This is a genomic window from Pseudomonas sp. FG1 (genome assembly GCF_034313875.1).
Taxonomy (GTDB): Bacteria; Pseudomonadota; Gammaproteobacteria; order Pseudomonadales; family Pseudomonadaceae; genus Aquipseudomonas; species Aquipseudomonas veronii.
Map to the genome: position 1 here is coordinate 3,737,041 of NZ_JAVIWP010000001.1, position 22,873 is coordinate 3,759,913.

At 56.8% G+C, this 22,873-nt stretch carries 19 protein-coding genes and 7 pseudogenes; 15 read left to right on the forward strand and 11 right to left on the reverse strand.

Annotated features, from left to right (window positions below; all coding sequences use genetic code 11):
- Positions 1-178: 178 nt before the first annotated feature.
- Genes RGV59_RS17370 through RGV59_RS17385 form a run of 4 tightly spaced genes read left to right on the forward strand, consistent with a single transcriptional unit; the run spans position 179 to position 5,201 of the window.
- Positions 179-1,336 (forward strand): tyrosine-type recombinase/integrase, encoded by a 1,158-nt coding sequence (locus RGV59_RS17370; protein ID WP_126585866.1) that lies wholly within the window; start codon positions 179-181, stop codon positions 1,334-1,336.
- Positions 1,337-1,346: 10 nt separating this feature from the next.
- On the forward strand, positions 1,347-2,957 hold the full coding sequence (locus RGV59_RS17375) for a hypothetical protein (protein ID WP_126585867.1): 1,611 nt from the start codon (positions 1,347-1,349) through the stop codon (positions 2,955-2,957).
- Complete coding sequence (locus RGV59_RS17380; protein WP_185833589.1) at positions 2,954-4,798, forward strand: tyrosine-type recombinase/integrase; 1,845 nt, start codon at positions 2,954-2,956, stop codon at positions 4,796-4,798. Before RGV59_RS17375 ends, RGV59_RS17380 begins: the two co-directional genes overlap by 4 nt.
- Positions 4,788-5,201, forward strand: a complete 414-nt coding sequence (locus RGV59_RS17385) for a TetR family transcriptional regulator (RefSeq protein WP_153330866.1) — start codon at positions 4,788-4,790, stop codon at positions 5,199-5,201. Before RGV59_RS17380 ends, RGV59_RS17385 begins: the two co-directional genes overlap by 11 nt.
- 44 nt (positions 5,202-5,245) lie before the next feature.
- Here the strand turns inward: RGV59_RS17385 and RGV59_RS17390 are convergent.
- Positions 5,246-5,680, reverse strand: a pseudogene (locus RGV59_RS17390) (Na+/H+ antiporter NhaA); the annotation flags it as partial.
- A 36-nt stretch (positions 5,681-5,716) separates the two neighbouring features.
- On the opposite strand from RGV59_RS17390, the gene istA reads away from it, so the two are divergent.
- Together istA and istB are read left to right on the forward strand one after the other, a co-directional pair.
- The gene (istA, locus tag RGV59_RS17395) at positions 5,717-7,216 is read left to right on the forward strand and encodes an IS21 family transposase (RefSeq protein WP_102619021.1); all 1,500 of its coding nucleotides are present in this window, start codon (positions 5,717-5,719) and stop codon (positions 7,214-7,216) included.
- Complete coding sequence (istB, locus tag RGV59_RS17400; RefSeq protein WP_029241171.1) at positions 7,209-8,012, forward strand: IS21-like element ISPsy20 family helper ATPase IstB; 804 nt, start codon at positions 7,209-7,211, stop codon at positions 8,010-8,012. The genes istA and istB overlap by 8 nt, the downstream gene beginning before the upstream one ends.
- Positions 8,013-8,293: 281 nt before the next feature.
- On the opposite strand, the gene RGV59_RS17405 is transcribed toward istB, so the two are convergent.
- The 3 genes from RGV59_RS17405 to RGV59_RS17415 all read right to left on the reverse strand — a co-directional run bounded on the left by RGV59_RS17405 (position 8,294) and on the right by RGV59_RS17415 (position 10,549).
- Positions 8,294-8,551 (reverse strand): PAAR domain-containing protein, encoded by a 258-nt coding sequence (locus tag RGV59_RS17405; RefSeq protein WP_126586862.1) that lies wholly within the window; start codon positions 8,549-8,551, stop codon positions 8,294-8,296.
- Positions 8,552-8,580: 29 nt separating this feature from the next.
- Positions 8,581-9,399, reverse strand: a complete 819-nt coding sequence (icmH, locus tag RGV59_RS17410) for a type IVB secretion system protein IcmH/DotU (protein WP_126586864.1) — start codon at positions 9,397-9,399, stop codon at positions 8,581-8,583.
- A gap of 583 nt (positions 9,400-9,982) precedes the next feature.
- Positions 9,983-10,549, reverse strand: a complete 567-nt coding sequence (locus RGV59_RS17415; protein ID WP_104903495.1) for a phosphoribosyltransferase family protein — start codon at positions 10,547-10,549, stop codon at positions 9,983-9,985.
- Between the two features lie 416 nt (positions 10,550-10,965).
- Here RGV59_RS17415 and RGV59_RS17420 point away from each other — a divergent pair, with 416 nt between their 5' ends.
- The 3 genes and pseudogenes from RGV59_RS17420 (at position 10,966) to RGV59_RS17430 (ending at position 12,921) form a co-directional block, all read left to right on the forward strand.
- Entirely contained in the window at positions 10,966-11,862 is an 897-nt protein-coding gene (locus RGV59_RS17420) for a universal stress protein (protein ID WP_126586866.1), read from the forward strand.
- A 56-nt stretch (positions 11,863-11,918) separates the two neighbouring features.
- Positions 11,919-12,215: pseudogene (locus RGV59_RS17425) on the forward strand (phosphoribosyltransferase family protein); the annotation flags it as partial.
- 46 nt (positions 12,216-12,261) lie between these two features.
- Positions 12,262-12,921, forward strand: coding sequence for a dienelactone hydrolase family protein (locus RGV59_RS17430; RefSeq protein ID WP_026140150.1), 660 nt, complete (start codon positions 12,262-12,264; stop codon positions 12,919-12,921).
- 17 nt (positions 12,922-12,938) lie between these two features.
- On the opposite strand, the pseudogene RGV59_RS17435 reads toward RGV59_RS17430, so the two are convergent.
- From RGV59_RS17435 to RGV59_RS17445, 3 genes and pseudogenes are all read right to left on the reverse strand, one after another.
- Positions 12,939-13,091, reverse strand: a pseudogene (locus RGV59_RS17435) (erythromycin esterase family protein); the annotation flags it as partial.
- 213 nt (positions 13,092-13,304) lie between these two features.
- Entirely contained in the window at positions 13,305-13,757 is a 453-nt protein-coding gene (locus tag RGV59_RS17440; RefSeq protein ID WP_017847958.1) for a VOC family protein, read from the reverse strand.
- A gap of 52 nt (positions 13,758-13,809) precedes the next feature.
- Positions 13,810-15,201: an NAD-dependent succinate-semialdehyde dehydrogenase gene (locus tag RGV59_RS17445; RefSeq protein ID WP_017847957.1), complete on the reverse strand. Its 1,392-nt coding sequence runs from the start codon at positions 15,199-15,201 to the stop codon at positions 13,810-13,812.
- A gap of 489 nt (positions 15,202-15,690) precedes the next feature.
- Between RGV59_RS17445 and adhP the strand changes: the two genes are divergently transcribed.
- The 4 genes and pseudogenes from adhP to RGV59_RS17465 all read left to right on the forward strand — a co-directional run.
- Positions 15,691-16,701 carry an alcohol dehydrogenase AdhP gene (adhP, locus tag RGV59_RS17450; protein ID WP_017847956.1) on the forward strand — a complete coding sequence of 337 codons (1,011 nt, stop codon included), beginning with the start codon at positions 15,691-15,693 and terminating at the stop codon, positions 16,699-16,701.
- A gap of 178 nt (positions 16,702-16,879) precedes the next feature.
- The gene (locus tag RGV59_RS17455; RefSeq protein ID WP_046383985.1) at positions 16,880-17,497 is read left to right on the forward strand and encodes a LysE family transporter; all 618 of its coding nucleotides are present in this window, start codon (positions 16,880-16,882) and stop codon (positions 17,495-17,497) included.
- 48 nt (positions 17,498-17,545) lie between these two features.
- Positions 17,546-17,725 (forward strand): annotated as a pseudogene (locus RGV59_RS17460) (transposase); the annotation flags it as partial.
- A gap of 145 nt (positions 17,726-17,870) precedes the next feature.
- A pseudogene (locus RGV59_RS17465) lies at positions 17,871-18,110 on the forward strand (short-chain dehydrogenase); the annotation flags it as partial.
- Positions 18,111-18,196: 86 nt separating this feature from the next.
- Here the strand turns inward: RGV59_RS17465 and RGV59_RS17470 are convergent.
- Positions 18,197-18,535: pseudogene (locus RGV59_RS17470) on the reverse strand (winged helix-turn-helix domain-containing protein); the annotation flags it as partial.
- Here RGV59_RS17470 and RGV59_RS17475 point away from each other — a divergent pair.
- Both RGV59_RS17475 and RGV59_RS17480 read left to right on the forward strand, forming a co-directional pair.
- Positions 18,531-18,971 (forward strand): annotated as a pseudogene (locus RGV59_RS17475) (TolC family protein); the annotation flags it as partial. The pseudogenes RGV59_RS17470 and RGV59_RS17475 sit on opposite strands and share 5 nt — an antisense overlap.
- Positions 18,972-19,057: 86 nt before the next feature.
- The gene (locus RGV59_RS17480) at positions 19,058-19,759 is read left to right on the forward strand and encodes a VacJ family lipoprotein (protein WP_126586897.1); all 702 of its coding nucleotides are present in this window, start codon (positions 19,058-19,060) and stop codon (positions 19,757-19,759) included.
- Between the two features lie 122 nt (positions 19,760-19,881).
- Here RGV59_RS17480 and RGV59_RS17485 read toward each other — a convergent pair whose 3' ends face one another.
- The 3 genes from RGV59_RS17485 to RGV59_RS17495 are packed head-to-tail and all read right to left on the reverse strand — an operon-like array spanning position 19,882 to position 22,858.
- Entirely contained in the window at positions 19,882-20,637 is a 756-nt protein-coding gene (locus tag RGV59_RS17485) for an ABC transporter ATP-binding protein (protein WP_017847952.1), read from the reverse strand.
- Complete coding sequence (locus RGV59_RS17490; RefSeq protein WP_046383977.1) at positions 20,631-21,692, reverse strand: FecCD family ABC transporter permease; 1,062 nt, start codon at positions 21,690-21,692, stop codon at positions 20,631-20,633. The genes RGV59_RS17485 and RGV59_RS17490 overlap by 7 nt, the downstream gene beginning before the upstream one ends.
- Entirely contained in the window at positions 21,689-22,858 is a 1,170-nt protein-coding gene (locus RGV59_RS17495) for an ABC transporter substrate-binding protein (RefSeq protein ID WP_126586868.1), read from the reverse strand. The genes RGV59_RS17490 and RGV59_RS17495 overlap by 4 nt, the downstream gene beginning before the upstream one ends.
- Positions 22,859-22,873 lie beyond the last annotated feature (15 nt).

A 22,873-nucleotide genomic window follows, 5' to 3' on the forward strand; every position in this document is an offset into this window, starting at 1 on the left:
AGCGCGTGTTTCGACCCGACCTGGCCCGCGTGCCCATCGTGGTGTTGAGCAATAACGATCTGAGGGGTAGAAATCGTTAGTAAATCCTGTAGAGTCCGCGCCACCTTCTGAACCCCTCTGGAACAATAGTTTCCAGGCTTCATAAGGCAATCCATTGGTGGTGGTTTAGGGCAGCGGCATGAGGCTGGTATTCGCAACAAAAGACCTAGCATTGGCAGGTCGATCCTTTGAAGGCTTTCCTTTGCTGATCGGGTCAGAGGGATGGCCAGTCGAGCCAGCGCAGTCCTTCCTTTGGCACACGCTCATCGAGTCAGGTGAGGCCCTAAGCGATTTGACTTGGGAAGCCTATGGGCGGCGTCTGTACGATTATTTCGCCTTCCTGGAGGCCAATGGTTTGGCCTGGAACGAGGAAAGCCCGGCCCATGGTCTGAGCATCCTGTCGAGGTACAGGGATTGGTCTAGCGGAGAATTAGCGCTTGATCCCAAAACGGTGAACAGTCGCTTGGCCCTGATTGTGAAGTTCTACCGATGGGCCAAGCAGCGCAACCTGATAACCGTGCTGCCCTTCGGGGAGAAAAGGGTCAGGGTGGCTCCACATTCCGGTCTTCTCAGTCATGTTGCTCAACCCGGAGCCGAGAGCACGAAGGCTTCGGTGATGGTGCGTGACCGAAAGCGCCTGACCAAATTCTTGACCAAGGATCAAGTCAAGGTATGCGTCGCCTTGGATACTGATCCAAGCCACCAGATATTATTTCACCTCATGGTGCGTACAGGGCTTCGCTCCTGTGAGGCCAGGTCTTTTCCTCTCAAATATGTGTTCAACCCTAGGTTAAAAAATGGACTGCGCCCAAGGCAAATGGTCAGCGTTGCTCTTGATCCTTCAGACATGCATATCAAGTACGACAAGCCCAGGACTATCGATGTGCCATGGTCGCTGATGGAGAGCATGTGGTCTTATTCCCTTCACCAGCGAGAGGTTCGTAAGTCCAATGGTGATGGAGGTGTAACTGCGCTACTCCTAACTAATGAAGGCAGGCATTATTCAAAGGATTCCGTAGTGGACGTTATGAAGTCCTATGAGCGGAAGTGCGGCTTCTATGTTCGGGCTCATATGCTACGCCACACTTACGGGACTTATACCTTGCTTGCCCTTAGAAAAAGCAAAGAATTTGAAGGTGAGCCGCTGTTGTATGTCAGAGACAGGTTGGGGCATTCAGATGTTCAAACAACGATGATCTACTTTCACCTCATCAACCAGCTGGAGGCTCAATCCGTTCTTGCGCATGAGGACGAAATTGACATGATGTTCATGGCTGACTCCACTAAGCGCACCTGAGGTAGTTACGTTGGCCCGGCAAAAGAACTATAAGGCGGCCCTGCAATCCGTCACGAAAGGATTCGAGGCTGTCGAAGATAGCATCAAAATTGATTTGCCGAGAAACCCGAGAAATCATAGGCAGCTCGACCACTCTCAATACCTAGGTTCGGGCTTCGACGCCTGGGCAATTCAAAGCATTTACGTTATCAGGGCGTTGCTGCAAGGAGGAAACTTCTCCGTAGCCACTTTGATTGGTTACTCTGTGAACGGGTTGAGGTTCTTTCTGAGTTTCTTAGGTGGAGGCTCGGTCGAGTCGCCACCCACAACGCCGAACGGCCTGACCAAACGTCATTTGGAACGTTATATCTCTTGGCTAAAGCTAAAGTACCCCAATGGCTCGACGGCTAAGAACTACTACACCAGCTTTAAGTCATTGGTCATTGTTCTGGCTGATTATGGATTTGTAGAAACCGATACTGACGATCTCTTGCCGCCAAATCCATTCCCCAACAATGCGCGGAATACGAAAGACGCAGATCCGCTCACCATGGGGGAAATGCAAAGGCTACTCGGGGCATTAAAGTCCGACCTTGTTGCTATCCATAAGGGCACGTTCCTTGGCAATGGAGCAGAGGCCATGGCAGTGATGCTACTAATCACGGCGGCAAGATCAGGTATTAATACCACGCCACTTTTGGAAATGACGAGAGATGCCCTAAAGCCTCACCCGTTTGTGCCAAATCTCAGATTGATAACTACTATCAAGCGGCGGGGCAAAGGTGCGCAGAGTAAAACAATACGTCAAACTAATCTGCTAGACGATTACAGCGCCATTCCGCTCGATGGGGTTGCAGTCTTGAATAAGGCCCTTGAAATCAGCAAGCCACTTGTGGCGCTGGCACCCGAGGAGATTTGTTCATATGTATGGTTGTATCGCTCAGGGCAACGGGGTGGGGCGAACAATATTGTTACCCTTACGCCAGGCGCTTTATACGTGACTACCAAAAATATTTGTGAGCGTCATGCACTTCAAGACGATCTAGGTAATCGACTGCATGTCACACTTAGTCGGCTGCGGAAGACTATGGAAAGCCGTTTGTGGAAGCTGAGCGGTGGAGACATTTTAGAAGTGTCCTCTGTTATGGGCCATACGCCAGGCGTTGCGGATAATCACTACTTAAAAATTAATGATGAAATTAAGACCGAAGGCGCAACTTTTGTCGGGGAGGCTTTTCCAGACAAGCTACGGGGCATCCACGTCACACCTACCCCGCCAGGCGGCTGCAAAGATAGCCTTTATGGTAGTCGCGCGCCCAAGGATGGCGTAAATCACTGTTCGGAGTTTATTCACTGCCTCGGTTGTCCCAGCTATGCGATTGTAGGCACACAGGAGGACTTATACCGGCTGTTCAGTTACCAACAGTTCCTTTACGCCGAAGTCGAATATTTTCTCACTGATGAGTGGGAGGCATGGCGTAGGCGGCAGTTTGACTATATTAAACTTATCAATGAGTTCACTTCACGAAAATTTGATGCCGCTTTGGTTAAGCGAGCAAAGGCAAAGGCTGAATCATCTCCGCACTTGTTCTGGGCTAAAAAGATCGAGTTCATGAAGAAAAGAAGGGGCGGCGGGATTTGAACATAAGAAGCACGAATGCGTTGTTGAAGGCATATGATGTCCTCATTTCGCAACCGGTGACAGCCAATGGTCTGAGTCCCGCAGAACGAAATGCTATTGTGATCAGTGCCATCGTTAATGACCGTGGGGAAACTCTGGTGCTTAGCAGGTTTGGCGATGCGCAGTGGGATCTTCGTCCGTTTTTTGATCAGGCCAATGTTGCCCATTCCTATAAATTTATCAATTGGGATATGAGCATGCCTCGGGCGCTCATTGATGACTGCAAAGCTGTTGCTTACGCATGGTTTAAGCGAGGTCTACCTAGCTCCAAGCCTCCTATCGCACGGGGTATCACTACTTTCGCTGTTGCAAGTGTGATGCCCTTTATTCGTTGGTTGAACAATCTGGGAGTTTCAAGGTTTGCGGATGTTCGTCCGATCCATATCAGTAATTATGTTTATCATTGCAAGAATGAATTAAAGTTAAGGCCGCTCCCGCTCTATGGACGGTTGCGGGTTATTGATTTCCTTTGGGTATTTGCTGCTGATACGATTTTTCCCCTTCAGAGTGATCCTTGGGGTAACTCTAAATTATGGCGAATTTGCGGAGTTAGCAAAGTAAAAGGATCGGCTTCTGCTAATAAAAACGTTGGGCGGACGGATATTATTCCTTCTGGTGAACAATCTAAAATTTTCAACTATTGCGAAAGTATCGTTCGGGAGATGAAAGCTGAGTTAGCGGTCAGTGGTATAGGATATCATCCTAGTGATGAGCGAATGTCGATTCGATGCAGAGATGCTGTGCTGTATATAGTTTCAATCACTAGCGGCATGCGTAATGACGAGGCCATTGGGATTGAGGTTGGCGCTTGGCGTAGAGAGATCAAAAATGGAGTTAAATTTTGCTGGGTATCCACAATAGAACATAAGACGGGCAAGGGGCGCGTAGAGTATCTCGTCCCAGAATTGACTCTAGATGCACTGGAGCTTTTGGCCAAATACTCGGTTCCTATCAGGAAAGAACTGGAACTAGAGATTAGAAATCTTGCAAGAACTATGGATCCCAGTAATCCCACCGAGCACCTTCTGAGGCTGGAAAAGGCTCGCAGGGACTCGAAGAAACTATTTTTGGGGCGACACGCCCAGGGCGGTAAACTTCAGGATAAACATGTTGAGGCGCTTAGCGGGCAAGCATCCAATGCTGCGTTTGACCGTATAGCTAAAGCCGCTGGAAGTGATTGGCCATTGAGGACGCACCAATGCAGGCGAACCTATGCAAGGTGTTTTGTTGAGTCCCGTATGGGTCGCACTTCGTTAATCTACCTAAAGTGGCAGTTCAAACACAGTAGCATGAGCATGACTCAACTCTATGCATCCAATCCCCAGCAAGACCTGACGCTTTTTGATGAGATCTTTCAGCAGATGACAGAGTTTAAAATCGATCTGATCGAATCATGGCTCGGTGATCAGCCCTTGGCTGGGGGCGCAGGCGAAAAGATTGTGGAATTGCGGGCGATCCCAATCAAGGATAGAGCAGCTCTACTTGCCCAGACCGCTCCACATGCCAACATTCGTGCGACTGGACACGGATGGTGCATTGCCACGGAGCGGGGCTGCGGAGGTGCTGGTCTATATGAGGCCACACGGTGCCCAGGGTGCAAAAATTCAGTCATCGATGAATTCTTCGCTGGCACCTGGCAGGACATTTATATACAGCAGCAAGAGTTGATTAAGATCGAAGACGCGGGCCCTGCCGTTACGCAGCGAGCAGCGCGCGATTTGCAAGTCGCACTCGACGTCATCACCAGTTTGGGGCTCTCTCCCATAAACGATGAGACGGACGAGGCTGCAAATGGTGAATAAGTCTACTCAGGATCAGACACCAGCCCGTTCAAGGTCGAAGACCCTCGCCGCGCTAGATAAGGTCATTGATGGCCTCGTCGCAGGCAACGAAAAGCTCTCCATTGCTTCGGTTGCCCGAGCAGCAGGTGTTACGCCGGGTCTCATTCATAATACCTACCCAGCGGTGGCGGAGAAAATTCGCACTCTCATGGGCAAGTCGGTGCGCGCCCAGCGAGACTCGAAGCACCAAGCACTGATGAGTGAGAAGGAGAAAAACAGGGCGCTTCGTGCGGAAAACGACCAGCTTTTGGCGGAGCTTGCCCGAATCGCTTCTGTAAACCAGCGCCTCCTTTTCGAAATGGCTGAGTTAAAAGCGGTCTCCAGCGGAAAGGTTGTGGCTCTGACTCAGAAGCCCAGCAGATAAACGGCTTTTCTGCCTGTTCAATACCGTGGTCAATCCAATCGAGGCTATTTGGCTATTGCGGCACCTGCGAGAACACTGCTACGGCTAAGAACTATGATGCCGCCAAACGCAGCCAGGATCGAACCGATCAAGACCCCAACTTTGACTTCATCAATCAAGTGAGCTGATCCGGCAAACGCCAGGTTGCCAATGAATAGGCTCATGGTGAAGCCAATGCCACACAACAGCGCCACGCCGTAAAGCTGAGTCCAGGTGCTTCCTTCTGGTAACTTGGCCAAGCCCAGACGAATGGCTAAGGCCGCCGATAGGAAAATGCCTATCTGTTTGCCCACCAACAAGCCGAGCGCAACACCCAGCGGAACTGGATCGACCAGGTTTTCCATGGAAATACCTGCCAGTGTGTTGCCGCTGACCGAAAACTGACCCAGTAGAGGCTCTTCTGCCGACTGAAAACTGACCCAGGTGTTCAACTGCTTCTGCTCACTTTTCGAGCAGGAGAACACAGGGTGATCAGCATGGAAATGTTGGGAAAAATCCGGCGGATGTACTTCCGCGACAAGCTCTCGCTGCATCAGATAGCCAAGCGTACCGGGCTGTCGAGAAACACCATCCGAAAATGGGTCAGAGCGCCCGAAGCCATTCAGCCAGCGTACCAACGGTGCGCAACCTTCAATAAGCTCAGCCCTTTTCACGAGACCCTGGAGCAGGCGCTCAAGGCCGATTCGTTCCGGCCAAAACACAACCGCAGGAGCGCCAAAGCACTTTTTGAGCAGATCAAAGCCGAGGGTTATGACGGCGGTTACAGCCAGCTCACGGCGTTTGTGCGCTCTTGGCGAGGCGAGCAAGGCAAGTCTTTACGCGCTTTTGTACCGCTGACGTTTGCGCTCGGTGAGGCCTTTCAATTTGACTGGAGCGAAGAAGGTCTGCTGATCGGTGGTCTTTTTCGACGTATCCAGGTCTCCCACATGAAGCTGTGTGCCAGCCGCGCATTCTGGTTAGTTGCGTACCCCAGCCAAGGCCACGAGATGCTGTTTGATGCCCACACCCGTTCGTTTGGAGCGTTGGGTGGTGTGCCGCGTCGCGGCATCTACGACAACATGAAAACGGCTGTCGACAAGGTCAACAAAGGCAAAGGGCGCACGGTCAACGCCCGGTTTTCCGTGATGTGCGCGCACTATCTGTTCGATCCGGACTTCTGCAACGTGGCCTCTGGCTGGGAAAAAGGCATCGTCGAAAAGAACGTTCAGGACAGCCGGAGGCGAATCTGGCTCGATGCTCAAAACTGTATGTTTCACACCTTCGAGGAACTGAATGTCTGGCTCGGCCAACGTTGTCGGTCGCTCTGGAGCGAACTGGTGCATCCGCAGTACAACGGGCTGACGGTGGCCGAGGTCTTAGAGCTGGAGCAGGTCGAAATGATGCCAATGCCGACGGCATTTGATGGCTACGTCGAGCGTACCGTGCGGGTCTCCAGCACCTGCCTGATCAGCGTGGCGCGAAATCGCTATTCAGTGCCATGTGAGCGCGTCGGCCAGTGGGTCAGTAGCCGTTTGTACCCTTCGCGGATCGTGGTCATTGCTGACGAAACGGTGATCGCCAGTCACGAGCGCCTCTTTGATCGAGATCAGGTCAGTTTTGACTGGCAGCACTACATCCCACTCATCGAACGCAAGCCTGGTGCATTGCGCAACGGTGCGCCATTTGCTGATCTGCCAAAACCGTTACGGCTTCTCAAACGAGGACTGAGGCGTCACACCAACGGTGATCGAATCATGATGCAGGTACTGGCTGCTGTGCCAATTGCGGGGCTCGAACCTGTGCTGGTGGCGGTGGAGCTGGTACTTGAATCGGGAAGTCTGAGCGCCGATCACATCCTCAATGTCCTTGCCCGCCTGACCTCCACCGCACTACCTCCCAGTGTAGAAACCAGCCTGCAACTCAAGGTCGCGCCTGTTGCCAATACAGCACGCTACGACCGGCTCCGTGCGACCGATGAGGAGAATCGCAATGCGTGACCTAATGACTGAACTCAAAGAACTTCGCCTGCACGGCATGGCCAGTGCTTGGGAAGAACTGGTCTCTCAAGGAACAGCGTCGACGGCTTCATCGAAATGGCTGCTGGAACATCTGCTTCAGCAGGAACATGCGGATCGCGCGGTGCGCTCGGTGAATCATCAGATGAACATGGCAAAACTCCCCATGCACCGTGACTTAGCTGGCTTTGACTTCAGCGCTTCCAGCGCTGATGCCCGGCTGGTCAGCGATCTATCCAGCTTAGCGTTCACTGAAACGGCGCAGAATGTCGTGTTCATTGGCGGCCCTGGAACCGGGAAAACACACCTGGCCAGTGCCTTGGCTGTATCCGGAATCACGGCCCACAACAAACGCGTGCGCTTCTTTTCCACGGTGGATCTGGTGAATCTGCTGGAGCGTGAGAAGTACGATGGCAAGGCAGGGCGAATCGCCCAGGGACTGCTTCGCACAGACCTGGTGATACTGGATGAGCTGGGATATTTGCCCTTTAGCCAAAGCGGCGGTGCCCTGTTATTTCACCTGCTGTCCAAACTGTACGAACACACCAGCGTGGTCATCACCACCAACCTCAGCTTCTCGGAATGGTCGAGTGTGTTTGGCGACGCCAAGATGACCACCGCGTTGTTGGATCGGCTGACACATCACTGCCACATCGTCGAAACGGGCAACGAGTCCTACCGCCTACAACACAGCACCTTGGCCGCCCAGACAAAGATCAAGTCACGGGAACGAAAGCGCAAGGACGGAGATGATGTCGAGGACGATGAGCCATTTTGATCCGCACCATAAATACCCTGCTGCATGCCTACATGCGGTGGGGGTTGATGCGTCTTGAATCGGCCCACTGCTGCTAAGCTTATCCACAATTGCTGGGACAGAAATCAGCAATCCGTCCTGGGTCAATTTTCAATCGGCAGGGTGGGTCAGTTTTCAATCAGCGCCAACAGCCTTCTTCAAGGGTGAACGAGACCACTTCGAAGGGATCGCCCCGCAGCGGTTGGAAGGTGTAACGCAGGTCGCTTTGACGGGGCATGAAACCTCCTTGTGGTGAGTGTGGGTCAGTTGATCAACCAGCTGTCGTCGCCGTTTTCCAGCACGCCTTCGTGGTCGGTGGTGTCACCGACGCGGGCCACGGCTTTGTCGTTGATGATCATTGACGGCGAGCCGCTGATGATCACGGCACCGCAACTGAGTGTGTCGCCAGCGCGGGCAACAGCCCGGCCATTGACAGTGAAGCTCCCTGATCCACTGGCGACAGTGACTGGGCCACACGTTGGACAAGCATGGTCGTGACCGACCAAAACGACGGCAGGCATAGAGCCTCCTTATGGCTTTCACATGGGAGTTAGAGCTTGAGAATTTTGTCCAGTGAGGCAAGGACTTCTTGGGTGATGGCGTTCAGTCGTAGGGTATAGATCGTGTAAGCCGTGCCTAGTACGGCGGCGGCCAGTGCCCATGGCGTCCACAATGGCCACGTACGTTTGATCCGGTAGTTACGTGGCACAACGTTGCTCAACGGGTCGGTCAGGCGCTTGGGTGTTTCGCCGCGCAGGGGGCGCAACAGACCGTGCAGCTGGTCGATGATTTTTTGTATTTCGTCATCGCCCTTGGCATGGGCGCCATATTTGCCTTTGAGACCGGAGATCAGGCACTGGTACATGAACTCCAGCACATGCTGGTACCTGGCCGCTTCGGGGATCATGTTGTTCATGACGGTAAAGAATTTTTCGCCGCCCCATGTTTCCTCATGAAACTGACTGAGCAGTGAGCGTGCACTCCAAGTGGAGGACTTGCCCCAGGTAGTGCTCATGACTACCTCATCCAACAGCAGGCACAGGCTGTAGGAGTAGGCCTTGAGCATGCCGGCGTCGTAGTCGAGCTGGTTGACTTCTTCCATGATCGTGGTGATCTGGTTGCTGACGCTTTGGTACAGTGCGGACACATCGTCGTGCCGGTCTAAACGACGCAGGCGAATTACTAGGCCGATCAGCGGCGTGGCGGCATCGCACAGCGGGTTCCAGGCCACGCCGCGCAGGTCGAATTCGGGATCTGCAAGCAGCGGTTCAGGTTTGGTGCCAGTAGGCGTCGATTCAAGGGTGTTTTCGGGCGAGGCGATAGGTGTTGGTTCTGTGTGGGTGGCTCTGTTCGAAATGGCGCCACTCATCGCGTGCACTCTTCTATCTATATTGGTTGAGAGCTGCAACGCCAGTCCTACAGCTGTCGCCACTCTAGGCAGACAAGATTTGGCGCTTCAATAGGGCGTGGACGATCAAGAGACGTCCTACAACTGCTGGTGTAATAATCTGTCAGTTTTGACTGTCTTTGGCGGGCGTCTTTCGGCGGTGGATGTGGTTAGAGGTCTTGCGAGTGGGTTGGGCATACTCCGTGCAGCGTTCCACGGACATCTCTGCACTGCTGGCTATCGGCCTTTCAGGTAGGGGTTGCCAGCTTTGCCGAAGTAGTACACAACGTAGCCCGTCAACCAACGAGGCGTACCTAAAACCTATTTGGAATCAACGAATTGCGCGGGAAACGAGTGTCTCGTCTCCCGCTCCAAACATAGCGCTACAGAATTCAGTGGAATTCTGTCAGCGGCCGAAACAAGGACCTCCGGGTCCTTTTTCCGTTCCGGCGGGAATCACTGACATCCAGCACCGTCCAGTGCTTTTAAGTCCTGAATTGTTGGCGCCGAGCGTTCTCCACCGCTCAAGCCCGGTGACTCGGCGAAGCCCTGAACGCTTCCACCGTCAGCGGGCGGCGCCGTGTCGTACCACTTCTATGCAAAAGGCCTGTTCGTAGGGCGGTACGTTGCATTCGACAATATCAGTGGCGGCGACTTGCAGGTGTATACCGACAATGTCGGCCCGGATCGGCTGCTGACGGACATGCCGGTCGACCAGTACCGCCGTATGGACCCGACGAGCCCCCAGTTGTGCCAGATATGCACAAGTGCGCAGGAGGGAATGGCCTTCGAAGAGCACATCATCGACCACCAGAAACGTGGTATTGGCCAGATCCAACCTGCCCAGGGCCGGGTTTTCGGTCAATTGCGTGTAGGTATGCAGCACTTGCAGGTCGTCGGCGTAGCGCTTGACCTGCAGCGGGTAAACAGGGAGTTCCGGCCGGCCGGTCTGACGCGCAATGTACTCGCGCAACCTTTGAGCCAGGGGCTGGCCCCTGCGTTCGATGCCTATCAGTGCCGTATGCGTCGGTGGCAGAAGGGTGGCGGCCTTGCGCGCCATCGTCTGCAACACAACATCCAGCTCATCACTGTCATACAGGCGCAACCGTTGACTTGCCACTAGGATCGTCATTGCTTTCTCCTGCTCGGGAAACATGGGGTCATGCGGTGCCGGCTACGGCAGCAGGCGTATGCCATGAGATACGTGTGCAATCGGCGAGTCTGAACTCCTGAGGCGCCGCACCCTTGCGAGTGCATGTTGGGTCAATGTAGACCGGCTGGCCCTGGCAGGATTGATATTGATCAATCGCGATCAATCCAACGCCCGATCCTTTCAACCGACGCGAATCGGCGGTGGCGCCAGAGGTGTGGGCACAAGCTGCCGCGAGTGAATGTATTGCGTGCCCGGGCACTTGATATAAATCAACTCCAAGGCCGCATCGACGGAGGATTCTGAGTCTATAAAGAAGGTGCTCGGTTCGGCGGTGAACACGACAGTTGTCCGCCATTGCGGGCAATGACAAACGTGCAAGCCCATGGAGTCCGATCATGAGCCAGTATCAACGGTTATTGCTGATCATCAACCCGGCGCTGCGCCGGTCTCAAGCCATGAACCATGCTGCCGCTCTGGCCAAGGTCAGCGGTGCGAGCCTGCACATTGCTGCCTTGATCCCTACTTGGAACCTGTTGTCGCTGCTCGAAGAGGGTGACCGGGCAAAAGCTCGCGAAAATTATCTGCAAGATCATCGCGATTGGCTCAAATACCAGGCGGCTCATCTGCGTGATAGTCATAAAGGTATCGAAGTGACGGCTGAAGCGAAGTGGGCCGACGACCTTCAGCAGGAGATTCTCGATTACGTCGCAGAAATGCAGCCAGACCTGCTGATCAAACAGGTGCAGCGCGAACCGGCACTCAAGCGTGCATTCATCACCCCGCTGGATTGGCGTTTACTGCGTCACTGCCCGATACCGGTCTATCTGCTCAGCGAAGACGACCTGCCCTTGCCGCGCAAGATCGTGGCGGCGGTCGACGCCTCCAATACCCTTGCCCAGGACAACGAGCTCAATGAACGGATCATCCAGCAGGCTTCCAGTCTCGCCATCCAGTGTCAGGCCGAGTTGCACTTGCTGTATGCCTGCGACATTTCCATGGTGTACCTGGGCGATATGGGCGGCGGGGGCCTGACAATTTCAGACCTTGGCAGGCAATTGCGCAAAGGTCATGAAAAGTCATTCCTCGAACTGGCCGACCGTTATGGCGTGCCTGCCGACCGGCGGCATTTCATCGAAGGGCAGCCTGTCGCGGTGCTCCATGCGTTCACCGATGAGCAGCATATGGATGTGATTGTGATGGGCAAGGTCCAGTCCCACGGACTGGACAAGCTGCTGGGCAGCACCACCGAACATCTCCTGTATCAGGTGTCTTGCAGCATTCTGGCTATCTAGCGCGGCGAGGGCCGCCTATTCCGAAATCACAGGCGTTATCGTCGGAGGAGGTCCTCGTGATCCTTAGTCCCTCATTGCAAACCCTCTTGCCAAACCGCGTCGAGGCCGGTCGACGACTGGTGGAACCCTTGCTCAAATACGCCAACAGGTCTGACGTCATCATTCTCGCGTTGCCCCGGGGCGGTGTTCCGGTGGCTTATGAAGTCGCCACAGCCCTGAAGGTTCGCCTGGACCTGATGCTGGTACGCAAGCTCGGCGTGCCTTCACACCCGGAATATGCCATGGGCGCCATTGCCAGCGGAGGTATACAAATCCTTAATGACGACGCGATGCGGGTGCAGTCGATCGATCGAGCCGGTCGAGGATTGCCGCTGCCAGGCTCGCGGACGGAGCATCTTGATGTTTAAACCAATATCACGATCCATGGACCTGCCGGGCGTTGAACTGGACGCCGATTTGCGTTTGCCGACCAACACCCGCGCCTTGGTCGTTTTCGTACACGGCAGCGGTAGTGGCCGTTTGAGCCCGCGTAATCAATATGTGGCCGATGTACTGGCCCATCGGGGCTTGGGTTCGCTGTTGTTTGACCTGCTCACGGAAAAGGAGCAGCGCCTGGATAACTTGACCGGGGAGCTGCGTTTCGATATTCCGCTGTTGGCCAGGCGCTTGATCGATGTCATCGACTGGGCCGCTCGGGACCCCCAATTACGCTTGCTGCGGATTGGACTGTTCGGCGCGAGCACCGGCGCTGGCGCGGCACTGGTGGCGGCGGCCGAGCGTGCGCAGGTGGTCGGGGCGGTGGTCAGCCGGGGTGGGCGGACCGACCTGGCGGGACCGGCGCTGGCCCGGGTGAAGGCACCGACCTTGCAGATTGTCGGCGCACAGGACCCGGTGGTGTTCGACTTGAATTGCCAAAGCAGCCGGGCCCTGCGGTGCGAGCAACGACTGGAAGTCGTGGAGGGCGCCACGCATCTATTCGAAGAGCCTGGCGCCCTGGAGACAGTCGCCCGACTCGCTGGCGAATGGTTTGAAAAATACCTGCAGTCCCCGCACCCCTGAGAGGGCTGCATTCAGCATCACACACCAAACGGATAGGTTTCTGGTTCCAGGTGTTGGGTTTTCGGCCACGGCAGCGCGGCAACCGGCTTGGTGTGCTCAATCCAGATCATGGCATCGAATTGATCTGCTGGCACGGACTCGAAGTAGTGACTGAAACGCTCGGTTTCGGGGTCGCTCAGGCCCGTCGAGCCTGGCTGGAGCCCCATGACGCGCTCAATACTCGTTTGCTACCTGAGCTGAAGCCATTCTTGCGCGGTGCCGGGGCAAGGCGAACAGAACGCGATCAAGGACTATGTCAGCCATAGACAATATCGTTGCGCGGGTACTGGCCTGGCACGCTCGTTTTATCAATCTCTTCAAGCGTGTATGCCGATGAAGAAATTTTATTCCCGGCGATCACTTCCTCGCGATTTTCCAAGCAAGCGCCGCTTTTGTTTTTCCAGGAAGAACATCACCTCGAGCTTCAGATTATCGGGGTCGAGGAAATAAACCGCATAGTAGCCCTCGCCATAATCCGGATAGTCAGCGGGCGCGTCGACAATCGTAACCGCCTGATCCAGCAGGAACGCGTAGAGCGCATCGACGTCCTCGCGCGCGGCAACCTCGAATGCATAGTGGTGATAGCCCACATCGCCGGTCCGGTGCTTGTGTTTGCGCCCCTGGGCATCGGCTTCGGTGATCCAGAACAGGGTTTCGCCATTGGTCCAACCAATAACCCGGTCGAACTCCCACTCTATGGTGAATCCCAAGAAACCGAGTACCTGATCGTAGAACGCCCTGGAGCGGTCCAGATCGCTGACACGAATAGCCAAGTGGTCTATCCCGATGACGTTCATCCTGTCAGGTCTCCTCGATTTCGGTTTCTTGGGACAAAGAGCGCTGTTGAACTCAGAACGGGGCGTCGATATCGACCACGACAATGAGCTTGTGGTTGACGAACTCCTTGAGCCCGAGCCCGATCAGCTCGCGGCCGTACCCCGAGCGGCGCACGCCACCGAAAGGCAGGTCGGCTTCGACCTTGGTCGGATGGTTGACGAACACCATGCCGGTGGAGATTTTCTTCGCGACTTCTGCGCCATGCGCCGTGTCCGAGGTGAATACCGAACCGCCGAGGCCGAACGGCGAGTCGTTGGCGATACGCACTGCATCGTCTTCATCCTTGGCGCGGAACAGCATGGACACCGGGCCAAAGAACTCCCAGTAGCGAGCGGGGTTGTCTTCGGCGACATCGGTCAGGATCGTCGGCTGCACGAATGCCCCATCGACAGGCACGGGCGGCCCGACTTCTTCGGCCTTGGCGCCAAGCTTCACGGCTTCGAGGATCTTTTGCTTGACCTCATTGGCCGCGCTTTGCGAGGAGAGCGGTGCCAGGGTCGTCTTCGCATCGAAGGGATCGCCGGCCACCAACTCCGCGACGCCCTTGCGATAGAGCGCGAGGAAGTCGTCATAGACCGCATCGACCACGATCATGCGCTTGGAGGACACGCAGACCTGCCCGGCATTCCAATGCCGGCCGAACACCGCCCATTTGCTCGTTTTCGCCAGGTCCGCGTCGGCCAGCACGACGAAGGCGTCGGCGCCGCCGAGTTCCAGGGTGGACTTTTTCAGCGCTTTACCCGCTTGCGACGCAACCACCGCACCGGCGCCTTCCGAGCCGGTCAAGGCAACGCCCTGCACGCGGGCATCGTTGATGATCAACTCGATCTGCGAACGCGTGGCGTACAGATTACGGAAGGCGCCGTCAGGCAGGCCGGCATCCTTCATCAACTTTTGAAAGCCAGCGGCGCTTTGCGGCACATTCGCTGCGTGTTTGAGAAGCACGGTATTACCGGCAGAAAGCTGCGGCGCCAGAATGCGGGCGATCTGGTAATAAGGGAAGTTCCACGGCTCGATCGCCAGCAGCACGCCGAGCGGTTCGCAGACGAGAACCGCCTCGCCCTCGGCAGGGTCGAGGACCGGGAGTTTCTCCGGCTTGAGCAAGGTTTCGGCATTGCGCACATAGTATTCGAAGATTTTTGCCGACAGCTCGACCTCGGCTTTCGCCTCGGCAAACAGCTTGCCCATCTCCAGCGTCAGTACCCTGGCAAAGGCGTCGCTGTCCTTGCGCAGGATATCGGCCGCATTCTGCAGGATGCGCGCACGTTCGGCGAAAGAGGTGTCCTTCCACGCCAGGAAAGCCTCATGGGCCTTGCCGATGGCCGCGGTGACTTCTGCATCGGTCGCATCGGGAAAGGTTTGCAGTGTCTCGCCCGTATAGGGATTGATTGTTGCGTATGCCATGTAAAAGCTACTCCAGAACCGTTTCGACTAAATGGCCAACCCGCCGCTGAGTGCATATGCCGGGCCTGCCGAAGGTACACGAGGAACAGGTTTCAAACATGGAGCCAAAGGTCGCAGGCCCACCCAGGCCCGAGAGATCGGGGAGCTCACTTGACGTTCAGGGCGGCGGCGACGGTCACTGAAAGCGGTCACGATGATCTGCCGATCAGCGTCTCCTGTTGATCTTTGTCATAGAAAGGCAAAGAAGAGGCGTCCTTGCGCGGGTTGCCTGACTAATAGGCATCCCCCTTTTGCGCGACTTGTGCCATAAGACCGGTAGCGTTGGCGACCCGATGGCGCAGCAATAGCATCCATTGACTCCCCGACCCTGGGGCCGGGTGGCGGGCATTGCGCCAGACTTCGGAGCGCTGGAAGGGTGGTGCTGTACTGCTTTGGCATTTGTTGGGCCCGCTGTAACGCAAGCTCACTCACGGATACAAGGAGATAAGCATGAAAGCTGCTGTTGTTGCCCAAGGGCAACGCGTGAATGTGATCGAAAAAACATTACGGCCTCTGAAACATGGTGAGGCTCTCCTTAAAATGCAGTGCTGCGGGGTCTGCCATACCGACCTGCACGTCAAGAACGGCGATTTCGGTGATAAAACCGGGGTGATCCTAGGCCATGAAGGCATCGGTATCGTGCAGCAGGTAGGACCAGGCGTCACCTCTCTGAAGCCCGGTGACCGGGCCAGCGTAGCCTGGTTCTTCCAGGGCTGTGGGCACTGTGAATACTGCAACAGCGGCAACGAGACACTCTGCCGCAACGTAAAAAACTCCGGTTACACCGTGGATGGCGCAATGGCCGAAGAGTGCATTGTCGTTGCCGACTACTCGGTGAAAGTGCCTGATGGGCTTGATTCTGCGGCGGCGAGCAGCGTGACCTGTGCTGGCGTAACGACCTATAAAGCCGTGAAGGTTTCCAATATCCGCCCTGGGCAATGGATTGCGATCTACGGGCTGGGCGGCCTGGGGAATCTGGCGTTGCAGTACGCAAAAAATGTATTCAACGCCCGAGTGATCGCCGTGGACATCAACGATGATCAACTGCAGTTCGCCAGGGAAATGGGCGCTGACCTGGTCATCAACTCCCGCAACGAGGATGCCGCAAAAGTTATCCAGGAGAAGGTCGGCGGAGCTCACGCGGCTGTCGTGACGGCCGTCGCCAAGGTCGCGTTCAACTCTGCGGTGGATGCCCTGCGTGCCGGTGGACGCCTGGTCGCAGTTGGGCTTCCGCCTGAAGCCATGAGCCTCGATATTCCTCGGTTGGTGCTTGACGGGATCGAGGTGGTCGGCTCGCTGGTCGGTACTCGACAAGACCTCGTAGAAGCCTTCGAGTTTGCCGCGCAAGGCAAGGTGGTGCCGAAGGTGACACTGCGTCCGATCGAAGATATCAATGAGATCTTCGATGAAATGCAGCAAGGGAAAATCAAAGGCCGCATGGTGATTGATTTGAGTCATTGACGGGCCATTGGCAGTCGCTCGGGCGGCTGCCAATACCGTTGGCTCCTCGCGACGAGAAGCGCAGCCGATCGCTTTTGCCGACAGTTTCTGGATAGTTTTCTCACCTGCATCGCTAGATATTGAGGCGAGGTTGATGATAGGTTTTGCGTCCAAAACCATCCTGCGCGGGAGATAACCGATGTTTGGCGTGACCGACTATGGCGCTTTCATCATCGCCTTCATTATCGTCCTGGCCATTCCTGGCCCCGGCAATTTTGCCCTCATCACGGCGACCGGCAAAGGCGGGATAAAAGCGGGTTTGGCTGCGACGTGCGGAGTGATACTCGGTGACCAGGTGCTCTTATGGCTGGCGGTCGCTGGCGTCGCAACCCTGCTGGCCGCGTATCCGGCAGCGTTCCATCTCATTCAATGGTTGGGTGCGTCGTACTTGGCGTGGCTGGGCCTGCGAATGTTGTTTAGTCAGGCTGGGGCCGCGCCGCGCAAGAGCCGGATGGATAACGGCCACTTCCTGCGTCAGACCATGATGATCACGTTGCTCAACCCCAAGGCGATCATCTTCTACATGGCCTTTTTCCCGTTGTTTGTCGATCCGGTGAAGCATCAGGGCATAGTGACATTCGCGTTCATGGCCGCGACCGTAGCGGTGGTGACGTTCCTCTATGGTTTGATAGCCGTCCTATTGACCCACAAGCTCGCTCAGCGCATGCGGGCCAACCCGCGCATCGCCAATCTGCTGGAGCGCTTGGCCGGCGTTTGCCTGCTGGGGTTCGGCGTCAAGCTGGTCGCCATGCGCTGAACACGAGCCGTTGGTTTACCCTGTCAGCAACCTGAAAACCATGGCCTTATCGAAGCCAGCCGCTCACTCGGCATTGGTGAGTCAGCGCTGCGCCGCTGGGGTGACCAGGTTCAGAAAGGGCGCCAAGGCGTCACGCCGCAGAGCAAGACGCTGACCCCAGAGCAGCAGAACATTCAGGAGTTGGAAGCTCGGATCGCCTGGTTTGAGCGAGAAAAATCCATACTAAAAAACCGCCTCCCCGGCGCTCCGCGGCTCATTGGATTAGAAATACTGCGTTCTACACTGATCTTACTGGACAGTGGTCGCTGGCTTTTTGGAGGCTTAGTCCCCGTCAAAAAACTTGACCGAGGGGAAGCTGCGGACCCGTTAGTGGTGGCACGAACTTAACGAGGTTAATGTCGTGCCGCCGTTCCACCTAGTCGCATTGGCCGAGTCGGCATTTCGCGATGCCGCCTGTTACCGTCGAGCAGGTTGCGTCGTAAACATCAGTTCGCATGCCGGTATCCGTCCTAAGGGCGCATCTATTCCCTATGCGGTAGTTGTAATGCTGGTCGAGTCGGACGACTTGACCGGCGAGATACTCCTCTCAGACGGCGGGTTGAATCTGACCTAGGTTTAGCGTGCTCCGGTATCTGGCGATGGTTGCAGTCGTTCCGCTTGCGCCTCGTTGACGGTGCCGATGTGTATTATTCCGAGGTATCAGGCCTCGGAAAGCTGAAACCGATAACCGACCCCATACAACGATTCGATGGGCGTTTCCCCTGGGCACGCCTGCTCCAGCTTGCGCCGCAGGTTGCGGATATGGCTGTCCACCGTGCGGTCGGTGACCACGCGGTGGTCGGAGTAGATCTTGTCGAGCAGTTGGTCACGGGAAAACACGCGGCCGGCAGAGCGGGCGAAGGTGCTGAGCAGCCGTAGCTCCAGGGGGGTGAGGTCCAGGGCGATGCCGTCTATCGAGGCGCGATATTGCGCTTCGTCGATCAGCAGGCGCGGCGCTGAGCTGGCCAGCAGTTGGGGCCCGCGGCGCAGGATGGCCTTCTCGTCCAGCTCGGCATTGGCCGGCCTGTTCAAATCCGGCAGCGGTGCCTGGACCTTTGCCCCGAGCATCAGCGTGCCGATTTTCGACGCCGGGAGTAACCGCGCGACCCTGGATTCGGCCAAGGTCGAGCGCGACATCCAGATACAGACTTATCAGCAGACCCTGCAGACCGCGTTCCGCGAAGTGGCCGACGCGCTGGCCGTGCGCAGCACCCTGGATCGCCGGATCGCCGCGCAACAGGCGCTGACCGACGCCAGCCGCAAGAGCTTCGAACTCTCGGATGCCTTGTACCGGGGCGGGTCGCAAAGCTACCTGGAAGCCCTGGATGCACAACGTTCGCTCTACAGCGCCCAGCAGGACCTGATCACCCTGCGTCTGACCGAGCAGAGTAACCGCATCACGTTGTACAAAGTGTTGGGAGGCGGTTGGAATTAATGGCCCTGTCTCTTGCACACACAATCGCCGCGATGGAACGGCTGGCGCGCGTCAAATCGGCTGACTTCATTCAATGGGAAATCAACATGCGTGCATCTCGTTCCACTTTAAGCCGTTGCGCTCAGGTACTGACCTGCGCCAGTTTCATAACGCTTTCAGCCCTTTGCCAGGCGGATTCCGACAAGGACCCGTGGGAGCGTATCAACCGACCCATTTTCTCATTCAATGACACGCTGGATACCTACGCACTGAAACCCCTTGCCCAGGGATATCAATTTGTCACCCCGCGCATTGCGCAAGACGGCGTGCATAATTTTTTCAACAATCTGGGGGAGGTCAAGAACCTGGCGAACAACTTACTTCAAGCCAAGTTCTATAGCGCCGGGGTTGATACGAGCCGCTTCTTACTCAACAGCACCATTGGCCTGGGAGGATTGGTCGATGTCGCGACGCCCATGGGGCTGCAGCGCAATGACGAAGATTTCGGTCAAACCCTCGGTTACTGGGGGGTAGGTAGTGGTCCTTATCTTGTGCTGCCGCTCTTGGGGCCCAGCACACTTCGCGATGCGCCGGCCATCTTTCCCGATATCTACGCCAACCCGGTTCGTTACATCGGCGACGTTCCGACGCGTAATAGCCTGTACGGCCTGGGCATGATCGACGGACGCGCTCAATACATGAAATCTGAAAAGCTCATCACCGGGGATAAATACAACTTCATTCGAAGCGTTTATCTGCAACACCGGGAGTTCAAGATCAATGATGGAAACGTAAAGGACGACTTTTGATCCGCGCGGTTCGACCTCGGGATCAAGTTACCCGTTGACACTATCCGGATGCGCCGCCTATCGAAGCCCAGGCACTGATGGCCGGCGCGGCCGTGGAATACAGGCTGGAGTGCTCGCGGCCCTCAAACAATATCGTCGATCAGGATATGAGGCTGCCCGCGACTGCACTGTTCAATGCGCGCCTGGACCTTGTACACAGTGCGCAGCATCTGTTCTGTAATGACCTCACGGCTCGCGCCACTGCCTTGTGCGGTACCGTCGGCAATCACCAGCACCTGATCGGCAAAACGTAACGCCTGGTTCAGGTCATGGATGGCGATGAACACAATGACCCGACGCCGGCGGGCCAATGCCTGCATGAAGTCCAACACCTGGACCTGGCGGTGCATGTCGAGGGCGCTGGTGGGTTCGTCCATCAACAGGATCTCCGGCTCGCGCACCAAGGTCTGCGCGATGGACACGAGCTGTTGCTGCCCGCCGCTGAGTTCGCCGAGGTTGCGAAAGGACAGGCCGGTGATCCCCAGCGCCTGCAATATCTCGTCGACCAGCGTCAGCTCATCATCGTGGACGACCCAGCCGGGCGACAGTTGTTTACGTGCCAGAAGCACCGATTCGTACACCGTCAATCGAGCGCTGCCGTTCAAGCCCTGCGGCATGTAGCTGATGCCCCGCACGCCCTTTTTCGAGCCCTGCAGAATCACCCGGCCGGGGCCGTCGATCAAGCCTGCCATGCGCTTGAACAGGGTGGACTTGCCGGCGGCATTGGGGCCGACCACCGCGACCACTTGGCCACCCATAAATGCGCCGGTCGTGACACCGCTGATGATCGTGCGCTGACCGTAGCGGGCACCAAGGTTCTCCAGCTGGATCGTCACCATGAGTTTTTCTTCCCGCTGAGAATCAGAGATATGAAGAACGGCACGCCGATCAATGATGTGACCACGCCGATCGGAAAGATCGCGCCCGGAATCAGGGTCTTACTGACCACCGAACTGACGGACAGAATCAGTGCGCCGGTCAGCAGCGACGCCGGCAGGAAGAACCGCTGGTCTTCACCAATCAACATCCGCGCAATGTGCGGGCCGACCAACCCGATAAAGCCGATGGTGCCGACGAAGGCCACGGGAAACGCGGCGAGCAGGCTGACCATGATCAACGTCTGAAAGCGCAGGCTGCGCACGTTGATACCGAAACTGGCGGCCTTGTCATCGCCCAGCCTCAGGGCTGTGAGGGCCCAGGCGCGCCTGGCGAAAATCGGCAGGGTGACCACGATCACCAGGCAGATCACACCGAGTTTGGGCCAGGTGGCTTTGGTCAGGCTGCCCATGGTCCAGAACACCACGGCCGCCACGGCTTGTTCGGTGGCAAAAAACTGCACCAGGGCCAACAACGCGTTGAACGTGAACACCAGGGCAATGCCGAGCAGCACGATGGTTTCAGCGGTGACGCCGCGGCGCATGCTCAGGAAGTGGATCAGCAAGGCAGAGAGCATGGCCATGACGAACGCGTTCACCGGCACCATGTACTGTGCCGCCAATGGGAACAGGGCCACGCCAAACGCCAGGCCCATGGCCGCGCCGAAACTGGCGGCGGCAGAAATGCCCAGGGTGAAGGGGCTGGCCAGCGGGTTGTTGAGGATGGTCTGCATCTGCGCACCCGCCAGTGATAATGCCGCGCCCACGGCAACCGCCATCAGGGCGACAGGCAGGCGGATATCCCACATCACCACGCGCACCTGCGCCGAAGCGTCGTCCGGCGAAAACAGTGCGCCGAGTACTTCGCGCAGGCTGTAACTCGCCGGGCCCAGGGCCAGGTCAAGCAGGACACTGCAGAGCAGCAGCGTCATCAGCCCGGCGAGGATCAGCCGCTTGCGCAGCACCAGGCGACGGTAGGTCTCGCGCTGCACCACCAGGGTGTCGCTCGGTGCGCTCATGGCTTGACCTCGGGGGTGCGCAAGCTGACGAAATAGCCCGGCTCGTAAGGTACCGGCAGAAACCGCTCGTGCAGCTCGCGAAAGGAGGCCTCGGGGTCCAGGTCGGCAAACAGCGTGGGATGAAACCATTTGGCCAATTGCTGGATGGCCACGAACTGGTAAGGGCTGTTGTAGAACTGATGCCAGATCGCATGAAAGGCCTGGTTGTCCTGCGCCTTGATCCCTGCGTAGGCTGGCCGTTGGGTGTACCAGGCCAGTTTGTGCCGGGCTTGCGTCATGTCGGCGCCCGGGCCGACGCCGACCCAATGGCCGCCAGGGGCGAACGCCTCCCAGTTGGCGCTGGTGACTACCACCTGCGCCGGGTTGGCGACGATGACCTGTTCGGGATTCAACTGGCCGAAGGTGCTGGGGATAATGCCTCTGGCGATATTGTTGCCACCGGCCATGTCGACAAAAAGCCCGAAGTTTTCGTTGCCGAAGCTCAGGCAGCAATCGTCCGTGTAACCGCCGATGCGTTCGATAAACACCGCGGGGCGCACAGGCTGCTGCGCCGCGATCACGTCGGTCACCCGGCGGATCTGCCGGTTGCGAAAATCAATGAAAGCCTCGGCACGCGCTTCTTTGCCCAACAGCCGGCCGAACAGGCGCATGGTCGGCTCGGTGTTCTGCATCGGTTGATTGCGAAAGTCGACGTACACCACCGGTATGCCCAGGGCATCGAGCTTCTCGATATAGCGCGCATCCTCGGTGGCATGCTGTGCCTCGATGTTGAGGATGATCACGTCGGGGTGTTGGGCGATCGCTTGTTCGATGTCGAAGGTCCCGTCTTCAAAGCCGCCAAAGGTGGGAATCCTGGCAATGGCGGGAAATTTGCGCAGGTAGGCTCCGTAGGTGTCCGGGTCCGACTGGATCAGATCCTTGCGCCAGCCGACGATGCGTTCGATGGGGTTTTGCGTATCCAGGGCGGCGACCAGGTACAACTGGCGACCCTCCCCGAGAATCATCCGCCTGACCGGCAGATGGACCTTGACCTCGCGGCCGAGCAGGTCGGTGACGGTACTGCGCGCGGTATCCGCCTCGGCGGCGGGGGCGGGCAGTGAAGCCCCGAGCAAGCCAGCCACTAACAGCGCCGCGAAGGCGTGGCTGCGTCGAACGATGGTAACCATGGTTAAAGCCTTTGC